This window comes from Sphingomonas abaci (assembly GCF_014199625.1).
GTDB lineage: Bacteria > Pseudomonadota > Alphaproteobacteria > Sphingomonadales > Sphingomonadaceae > Sphingomonas > Sphingomonas abaci.
This window is the reverse complement of the sequence record NZ_JACHNY010000005.1, coordinates 116,478-125,968: the sequence shown is the minus strand read 5'-3', so window position 1 is coordinate 125,968 and position 9,491 is coordinate 116,478. Positions and strand designations below refer to the sequence as shown.

Here is a 9,491-nt window from a genome sequence, read left to right as displayed (position 1 = left end):
AGGCTGACCCCAGAAGGCTGACCCCAGAAGGCTGACCCCAGAAGGCTGACCCCAGAAGGCTGACCCCAGAAGGCTGACCCCAGAAGGCTGACCCCAAAAGGCTGACCCCAGTAGGATAGTCCCCTCACGTCCCCACAAGCCACGGGCAAGCCGTTGAACGCACGGGCTGTGTTGCGGTGCGGCGATCAAGGAGGCATGACGCGGGGTGGCGGAGCTATCATCCCGGACGGGGTCCGCCGCTGCCCTTCCCGGCGCGCCTCGTCGCGTCCCACGCTGACAGGACTAGCCCGTGATCCGTCGATTCCTTGCCCTGTTCGAGCCGTTCATCCTGATGCTGCTCGGCACCGTCCTGCTCGCCACGCTGCTGCCCGCGCGGGGTGGCATGGCGACCCTGGTCGCCTGGGCGGCGGATATCGGCATCGTCCTGCTTTTCTTCCTGCACGGCGCGAAGCTGTCGCGCGATGCGATCTGGGAGGGCGCGCGAAACTGGCGGCTGCACCTGGCGGTGCTGGCGGTCAGCTTCGGCCTGTTCCCGCTGTTCGGACTGGGTCTGCGGGCGCTGCCCGGCATTGACAGCGCGGTCGCCGCGGGACTGCTGTTCCTGACGCTGCTGCCTTCGACCGTGCAGTCGTCGATCGCCTTCACCGCGATCGCGCGCGGCAATGTCGCGGCGGCGGTGTGCAGCGCGTCCTTTTCCAACCTGATCGGCATCGTCCTGACCCCGGCGCTGGTCGCGCTGTTGATGCCGGGCGCCGGGGCGGGCCATGGCCTTTCTGGCAGCGCTGTCGAGGCGATCGTACTGCAATTGCTGGTGCCGTTCGTCGCCGGCCATCTGCTGCGGCCCTGGATCGGGGGATTCGTCGCACGGCGCAAGCAGTGGCTGACGATCGTCGACCGCGGCTCGATCCTGCTCGTCGTCTACAGCGCGTTCGGCGCGGCGGTGGTGGAGGGGTTATGGACACGCGTCTCCCCGCGCGACCTGGGCGTCATCGCGCTGCTCTGCACGCTGTTGCTGGCGGTGGTGCTGGGCATCACGCTGGCGCTCGGCCGGGCGATGAGGCTGTCGCGCGAGGATGCGATCGTGCTGCTGTTCTGCGGCTCCAAGAAGAGCCTGGCTTCGGGCGTGCCGATGGCGGGCGTGCTGTTCCCGGCGGCGCAGGTTGGCGTCGTGCTGTTGCCGGTGATGCTGTTCCACCAGATCCAGTTGATCGCCTGCGCCTTCATCGCGCGGCGCTTCGCGGACCAGGCGGCGGGGCAGGACGCATGATCCGCCGCGCCGCAAGCCTGTCCGCGCTGCTCGTCGCCGGACCCGCCATCGCCCAGCAGGCGCCGGTCGCGCCAGGGGAGGATGCCGCGATCCTGGTCACCGGGCGCGGCCTGTCGGACCCGCCGGGCGACCGCGCTTTCGACGTGGTGGAGATCGGCCGCGACCGGATCGCCGCCAATGCCGCCGGCCGGCTGGAGAGCGTGCTGGCCGAGGTCGCCGGCCTTCAGCAGTTCCGCCGCGCCGACAGCCGCAGCGCCAATCCGACCAGCCAGGGCATCACGCTGCGCGGCCTCGGCGGCAACGCCGCCAGCCGGGCGCTGCTGCTCCTCGACGGCGTGCCGCAGAGCGATCCGTTCGGCGGCTGGGTCGCCTTCCCGGCCTATGCCACCGACCGGCTCGGCCGCGTCCGGGTGACGCGCGGCGGCGGCAGCGGCTATCAGGGGCCGGGCGCACTGGCGGGTACGGTCGAACTCGACAGCGCGGCGCCCGACGCGCCGCTCGCCGGCCGGCTGGCCTATGGCAGCCGCGACTCGGTCGACGCACAAGGGACGGCGGCGCTCGTCCGGCCGGGCGGCTACCTGACCCTGTCCGGCGCCTATGCGCGGGGCGACGGCTTCGTCCCCATCGTGGCGGAGCGAAGGGGACCGGTCGATCGACCCGCCCCCTATGCGCAGGCGTCGGGCGCGGTGCGCGGCGTGGTCGCGCTGGCCCCGGATACGGAGCTACAGGCCAATGTCGGCGCCTTCACCGATCGGCGCGAGCGCGGCACGCCCTTCACCGGCAACCGGTCGGAGGGCGCGGACGCCAGCCTGCGCCTGGTCGGGCGCGGTCGCTGGGGGTGGTCGGCGCTGACCTATCTGCAGACGCGCGGCTTCGCCTCCAGCTTCGCGAGCGTCGATGCCGCCCGCACCACCGCGACGCGGACGCTCGACCAGTACAGCACGCCCGCCACCGGCCTGGGCGCGCGGATCGAGATCGCACCGCCGGTCGGTTCCGCCCTGGCACTGCGGCTGGGCGGCGACTGGCGCGACGTATCGGGGCGGACGCAGGAGAACTACACCTATGTCGCCGGCCAGCCGACGCGCCGGCGCGCGGCGGGCGGCGACAACCGCACGATCGGGCTGTTCGCCGACGGCAGCGCCGAGCTCGGCCGGTTGACGCTGTCGCTGGGCGGCCGCATCGACTGGTGGCGGATCGGCGATGGCCGGCTGAGCGAGCGGCCGCTGGCGACCGGCCCGGCGTTGACCGACCTGCGCTTCGCCGACCGGGCGGGGCATGAGACGACCGGCCGCGCCGGACTGGCCTGGCGGGCGGTGGACGGAGTGACGCTACGCGCCGCCGCCTATCGCGGCTGGCGACTGCCGACGCTGAACGAACTCTACCGGCCGTTCCGGGTCGGACCGGATGCAACCGCTGCCAACCCGCTGCTCGCGCCGGAGACGCTGCGCGGCGTCGAGGCGGGGGTGACGATCGCGCCGGAGCGGACGCTGCGGCTGGCGGCGACGGTCTTCGACAACCGGTTGGACGATGCGATCGCCAATGTCACGGCCGGCGCCGGGCCGGGCAGTTTTCCGCTGGTCGGCTTCGTCGCGGCGAACGGCGTCTATCGGGTGCGGCGCAATCTGGACGCGGTACGCTCGCGCGGGATCGAGCTGGACGCCCGGTGGCAGCCGGGGGCGCTCGGCCTGGGGGCATCGTGGAGCCATGTCGATGCGCGCGTCCGGGCAAGCGGCGCGGGCGCGGCGCTGGACGGCCTGCGCCCGGCCCAGACGCCGCGCGACCAATGGTCCGGCACCGTCGACTATCGGCGGGACGGGACATCGGCGGCGCTGACCCTGCGGCATGTGGCGCGCCAGTTCGAGGACGACCAGAACAGCCGCAGCCTCGCGCCCGCGACCACGCTCGACGCCTATATCGCCGCTTCGGTGACGCGCGCGCTGGCGCTCGAGCTGCGGGGCGAGAATGTGACCGATGCCCGGGTCGAGGCCGGGGTGAGCGGGGCGAACCTGGTTGAGCGCGCGACGCCCCGTACGCTGTGGATCGGCCTGCGCTACCGGCCGGGCGCGTAAATTTGCCGGTCCGGCTACTCAGCAGGCGATGGCCACGATAGAGGCGGTGCAAAGGCAACGGCCCCGGAGAGGTGATCGATGGAAATTCTCTACCCAGTCGGCGACGCGGCAACGGGCGCGCGGATCGACCGCGCCGGCTATGAGCGGCTCTATGCCGAGGCGGCGCGCGATCCGGAGGGCTATTGGCGGGACGAAGCCCGGCGCACGCTCGAATGGATCACGCCGTTCACCCAGGTGAAGGACACCTCGTTCGACGCGGCCGATTTCCGCATCAGTTGGTTCGCGGACGGCGAACTCAACGTCGCCGCCAACTGCCTCGACCGGCATCTGGCGACGCGCGGCGATCAGGTCGCCATCATCTGGGAGGGGGACGAGCCGGGCGAGACTCGCCGGGTCACCTACCGCGAACTTCATGCCGAGGTCTGCCGCTTCGCCAACGTGTTGAAGGCCAATGGCGTGAGGAAGGGCGACCGGGTCACGCTCTACCTGCCGATGATCGTCGAGGCGGCGGTGGCGATGCTGGCCTGCACGCGGATCGGCGCGATCCATTCGATCGTGTTCGGCGGCTTCTCGCCCGACAGCCTGGCGAACCGCATTCAGGATTGCGACTCCCGGCTGGTCATCACCGCCGACGAGGGCTGTCGCGGCGGCAAGCGCATCCCGCTCAAGGCCAATGTCGACAAGGCGCTGGCGCACTGTCCCGGCGTCGAGCGCGTGCTGGTGGTGCGGCGGACCGGCGCGGACATCGCCATGGTCGAGGGGCGCGACGTCTGGTGGCACGCCGCGGTCGAGGGCGTCGACGCCGACTGCCCGGCCGAGCCGATGAACGCCGAGGACCCGCTGTTCATCCTCTACACCTCCGGCTCGACCGGCAAGCCCAAGGGCGTGCTGCACACCACCGGTGGTTATCTGCTCTGGTCGGCGGCGACCTTTCGCGACGTGTTCGACTATCGCGAGGGTGAGGTCTTCTGGTGCACGGCGGATGTGGGCTGGGTGACCGGGCACAGCTATGTCGTCTACGGGCCCCTGGCGAACGGCGCGACGACGGTGATGTTCGATGGCGTGCCCAACTATCCCGATCATGGCCGGTTCTGGGAGACGATCGACCGGCTGGGGGTGAATATCTTCTACACCGCGCCCACCGCGATCCGCGCGCTGATGCGCGAGGGCGACGGCTGGGTGGCGAAATCCTCCCGCCGGTCGTTGCGGCTGCTCGGCTCGGTTGGCGAGCCGATCAATCCGGAGGCATGGGACTGGTACCACCGCGTCGTCGGCGAGCGGCGCTGCCCGATCGTCGACACCTGGTGGCAGACCGAGACGGGCGGCATCCTGATCGCGCCGCTGCCGGGCGCCACCGATCTGAAGCCAGGCTCGGCCACCAAACCGCTGCCGGGCGTGCGGCCGCAGCTCGTCGATGCCGAGGGGGCCGTGCTGGAGGGCGCGACCGAAGGCAATCTGGTGATCGCCGATAGCTGGCCCGGGCAGATGCGCACGGTCTGGAACGATCACGAACGCTTCTTCCAGACCTATTTCAGCACCTATCCGGGCAAGTATTTCACCGGTGACGGCTGCCGCCGCGATGCCGACGGCTATTACTGGATCACCGGCCGGGTCGACGATGTGATCAACGTGTCTGGCCACCGGATGGGCACGGCGGAAGTGGAGAGCGCGCTGGTCGCCCATCCCAAGGTCGCCGAGGCGGCGGTGGTCGGCATGCCGCACGAGGTGAAGGGGCAAGGCATCTATGCCTATGTCACGCTGAATGCCGGCGAGGCGCCCTCGGACGAGCTGCGCGCCGAACTGCGGTCTTGGGTCCGCAGCGAAATCGGTCCGATCGCCAGCCCCGACGCGTTGCAATTCGCGCCAGGCCTGCCCAAGACTCGCTCGGGCAAGATCATGCGTCGCATCCTGCGCAAAATCGCCGAGGGGGACGTGTCGAACCTGGGCGACACCTCGACGCTCGCCGATCCGGGGGTGGTCGAGCAGCTGGTCGCCGGGCGGGTTTGAAGTCGCCGCATCCCCCAGCCTGTTCCCCGGCGGAAGCCGGGGCCCGGATGGGGGGCGCTCGTGACAATTCGGAACGCTCTTTAACAGGGGCCTTTCCGACCGGCCCCGGCCTTCGCCGGGGGACAGTCAGAGAAGGAACAGGTCCCATCACCCCCGGTACAGCGCCTCCGCATCCCGTTTGAACGCCGCGCCCGAGTCCGTGCGGCTGTAGAACATGTGCCCCCCCGGATAGATGTCGAGCTTCACCCGGTCCGTCTGGCCGAAAGCCGGCATCTGATCGACGATCAGCCGCGAGGCGAAGAACGGGCAGGACAGGTCGTCCCAGCCATGGACGATCATCACCTTCATCTTGGGATCGTTGGCGATCGCCTTGCGCAGGTCGGTGACGGGCGTGTCGTCCGGCTTGCCGCGGTCCCAGGCCTGGTTCACCGCATAGGACAGCGCGTGATAGCGCGCGTCCGTCTTCCAGCCCACCTCGCGCGTGACGAAATCGACCATCGCGCTGGTCGTCGGCGCGATCAGCGAGTCGAGGATCGGATCGTTCGACTGCATCTCGGATGCCCAGGGAAAGGGATCGAAGGCGGTGACGTTCGAGTCGTAGACGCTGCCGATCGTCCCCTGCGCCCGGTGGATCTCGCGCAGATAGGTGCCGGTGTCGACCCGCCCGCCCATGCGCCGCACCAACGCCGGGTCCAGCCCGGTCAGCTGGGTGACCCGCTCGACCAGCCGGTTCAGCGCCTCCGGATTGGAGCGGCCGAGCAGCAGGTCGGTGGCGAAGGGGCCGCGCGTATAGGCCTCGACCTCCGCCATCGCCTGGGGCGTCAGCTTGCCCTGGCGCTCCAGGTTCGCCGCCGCCATCGACGGCAGGTCGATCATCCAGGGCAGGGGCGACAGGGCGGTCGAGCCGCTGCCCACCGCCGGGTCGAGATAGGGCGACACCAGGATCAGCCCGTTGACGCCGACGCCGATCTGCGATTGCAGCTCATAGGCAATGCGCGGCGCCCGATAGCCGCCATAGCTCTCGCCCATCACATATTTGGGCGAGCGCAGCCGCTGTTGCTGGACCAGCCAGTCATAGATGATCTTGGACAGGTACTTGATGTCCGGATCGTTGCCGTAGAAGGCCTTCTTGGTCTTCTCCTCGTCGACCAGGCTGCGGCTGAAACCGGTGCCGATCGGATCGATGAACACTAGGTCGGTGAAGTCGAGCCAGCTATTGGGATTGTCGGTCGCGATCGGCGCGTCGGACGGAGCATCGCCCTGCGCGCCGAACTGCACGTGCTTCGGCCCGACCGCGCCCATGTTGAGATAGACCGACGCCGCGCCGGGTCCGCCGTTGAAGGCGAAGGTCACGGGGCGGCGCACGTCGCTGCCTGGCACCGTATAGGCGGTGTAGACGACCTGCCCGATCGTCTCACCCTTCTCGTCGCGCACCGGAAGGGTGCCGACCGTGGCGCGGTAGCTGATCGTGCGGCCGCCGATGCGGACGCTCTGGCTGATGCTCTTGTCGGCGGGCAGCGGCGGCAGCTTGCTTTCGTCGCCATCCTTCTTGTCGGCGGCGGCGGTCTTCTCGTCGGTCTTGGGCGCGGCGGCGGCGACGGGGGCGGCAAGCAGCGCCAGGGTCAGGAGGGGGGCGGCGTGACGAAAGGAGCGCAAGGGCGATGATCCTTGATGATGATGGCGGATGCTATGCGCCCGTTCAGCCGGCGGCAAGACGGCGGCGTGTCGCTGCGACGGCTTCCCCCCGGCCCATGGCTTGCCTAAGACGCTTGGAATGACGGTGAAGCTGCCACGACGATGATGCTGACCTACGGAATGGCGGCGGCGATGGGGGCGCTGCTCTTCGCGGCGCTGCTCGTGGCCGTCCTGCTGCTGGTCGCCGGCTTGAAGGCGCGGCGCGAGGCGGCGGCGGCATGGCTCGACAATGTCCGCCTCCAGGCGATGCTGCGCGTCAGCCCGACCACGGTGATGCTGATCGGCGCTGACGGCCGGGTCGAGATGCCGCGCCGCATGGCCGACTGGTTCGGCCTGGCCCAGCCAGCCATGACCCTCGCTGAACTGGCCGAGGGCGGCGGCCTGTCCGAGGCGGAGGCAGCCGGGCTGGACGCGGACGTGCAGGCCGCGCAGCGCGCCGGGCGGGGCTTCCAGCGAGCGATCCGGCCCCGGGGCTCGCAACGGGTCATCACCATGCGCGGCGACCGTGCGCCGGCCGAGCTGGGCGCGACCGGCGGGGTCATCGTCTGGGCGTTCGACGCCACCGAGTCGCTCAGCGAGATCGACCGGCTGGGTGCGGAGGCGGCGCGGCTGGGCGCGGCCTATGAAGCGCTGACCGGGCTGATCGAGGCGTCGCCGTTACCGATGTGGTATCGTGACGGCGAGTTGCGGCTGACCATGGTCAATTCCGCCTATGTCGAGGCGGTCGAGGGGCGCGATGCCGCCGACGTGGTCACCCGCCAGCTCGAGCTGATCGAGGATATGGGCAGTGGCGGCCCGATCGCCGGCGCCAAGGCGGCGCGCGCCTCCGGCCGGCCGAGCGAGCAGGTCGTGCCCGCGACCATCGCGGGCGACCGGCGGACGCTGCGCGTATTCGACGTGCCGTTGCCGACCGGCGGCGTCGCCGGCTTCGCGGTCGACATCGAGGAGCTGGAACAGGCGCGCAGCGGCGCGAAGCGCTTCGCCGAGGCGCAGCGCGGGATGCTCGACCGGCTGTCGGCGGCGGTGGCGCAATTCGGGCCGGATCATTCGCTGGTGTTCTGCAACCAGCCCTTTCGCCGCATGTTCGCGATGCGTGCCGAATGGCTGGCCGACCGACCTGAATTCGACCGGGTGCTGGAGCGGATGCGCGACGTCGGCCGCCTGCCCGAGGTGCGCGATTTCCCCGGCTGGAAGGCGGAGCGGCGCGAATGGTTCATGCTGACTGACGAGGCGGTCGAGGAACATTGGCATCTGCGCGGCGGTACGCATCTGCGCGTCGTCGGCCAGCCGCTGCCGGATGGCGGCCTGTTGCTGATCTTCGAGGACCGGACCGAGCAGGTCCAGCTCGCCTCGTCACGCGACACGCTGCTGCGCGTCCGCACCGCGACCTTCGACAATCTGTCGGAGGCGTTGGGCGTGTTCGCCGCCGACGGCCGGCTGCAGCTATGGAACAACCGCTTCCGCGCGCTATGGGGCGTGGAGGAGGAGTTTCTGTCCTCGCACCCGCGCGTCGACGCCTTCGCCGAGCGGATTGCGCCGCGCCTGAAGGCGCCCGAGCGCGCGATGGTGATCCCCGACCTGGTCCGCTCCGCGACCAACGAGCGCCAACAGCGCGGCGGCAGCATCGTGCTGGCGGACGGGCGGCACTTCGAGTTCGCCGGTGTGCCGCTGCCCGACGGTAACGCGCTGTTCACCATGCTCGACATCACCGACTCGCGCCGCGCCGAACAGGCCTTGCGCGAACGCGCCGATGCGCTGGAGGCGGCGCACCGGGTCAAGACGCAGTTCGTCGCCAATATGAGCTACGAGCTGAAGACGCCGCTGACCTCGATCAGCGGCTTCGCCGAGATGCTGCATGGCGGCTATGCCGGCAAGCTGCCGCGCCAGGCCGACGATTATCTGGAGGCGATCCTCGACTCGGTCGAGCGATTGACCGTGCTGGTCGATGACGTGCTCGACCTCACCCTGGGCGACGAGGGCGCGGAGATCGAGAAGGGCGACGTCGACCTGGCCGAGGTCGCGCGCGCGGCGGCGGAGGCGCTGCGACCGGCGATCCGTCGCCATCGCATCGACCTGGCGGTGGAGGTCGCGCGCTCGGTCGGCCGGGTGCAGGGCGACGCGCAGCGGCTGCGCGAGGTGATCGAGCATCTGCTTCGCCATGCCCTGGGGGCGTTGCCCGATGGCGGGCGCATCCTGCTCCATGCCGATGGCAATGCCGGCCGGGCGCGGATCGTCGTGTCCGACAACGGGCCCGGGCTGGAACCAGAGAATGTCGAGCGCGCCTTCGACCGCTTCGCCGAGCCGCATCTGCAACCCGGCGGCGAACGCGCGCTGGGGCTGGGCCTGCCGCTCGCCAAGCAGTTCGTCGAGGCGCATGGCGGCACGATCGCCCTGGTGTCGGAGCCGGGCGAGGGGACGTTGGTGACCGTGGAGCTGCCGAGGCGATGAGCGAC

Annotated in this window: 5 protein-coding genes; 4 read left to right on the top strand and 1 reads right to left on the bottom strand. The window is 70.4% G+C overall.

Translation table 11 applies throughout. The features are described 5' to 3' along the window. Positions 1-292 precede the first annotated feature (292 nt). From GGQ96_RS12885 to acs, 3 genes are all read left to right on the top strand, one after another. Positions 293-1,267 (top strand): bile acid:sodium symporter family protein, encoded by a 975-nt coding sequence (locus tag GGQ96_RS12885; protein WP_425506704.1) that lies wholly within the window; start codon positions 293-295, stop codon positions 1,265-1,267. Then, positions 1,264-3,336, top strand: a complete 2,073-nt coding sequence (locus GGQ96_RS12880) for a TonB-dependent receptor (RefSeq protein ID WP_184115377.1) — start codon at positions 1,264-1,266, stop codon at positions 3,334-3,336. Before GGQ96_RS12885 ends, GGQ96_RS12880 begins: the two co-directional genes overlap by 4 nt. A 78-nt stretch (positions 3,337-3,414) precedes the next feature. Beyond that, positions 3,415-5,343 (top strand): acetate--CoA ligase, encoded by a 1,929-nt coding sequence (gene acs / locus GGQ96_RS12875; protein ID WP_184115375.1) that lies wholly within the window; start codon positions 3,415-3,417, stop codon positions 5,341-5,343. A gap of 147 nt (positions 5,344-5,490) precedes the next feature. On the opposite strand, the gene GGQ96_RS12870 is transcribed toward acs, so the two are convergent. After that, positions 5,491-6,999 carry a S10 family peptidase gene (locus GGQ96_RS12870; RefSeq protein ID WP_246360540.1) on the bottom strand — a complete coding sequence of 503 codons (1,509 nt, stop codon included), beginning with the start codon at positions 6,997-6,999 and terminating at the stop codon, positions 5,491-5,493. 144 nt (positions 7,000-7,143) lie between these two features. Here GGQ96_RS12870 and GGQ96_RS12865 point away from each other — a divergent pair, with 144 nt between their 5' ends. Continuing rightward, positions 7,144-9,486, top strand: a complete 2,343-nt coding sequence (locus GGQ96_RS12865; RefSeq protein WP_425506703.1) for a sensor histidine kinase — start codon at positions 7,144-7,146, stop codon at positions 9,484-9,486. Positions 9,487-9,491 lie beyond the last annotated feature (5 nt).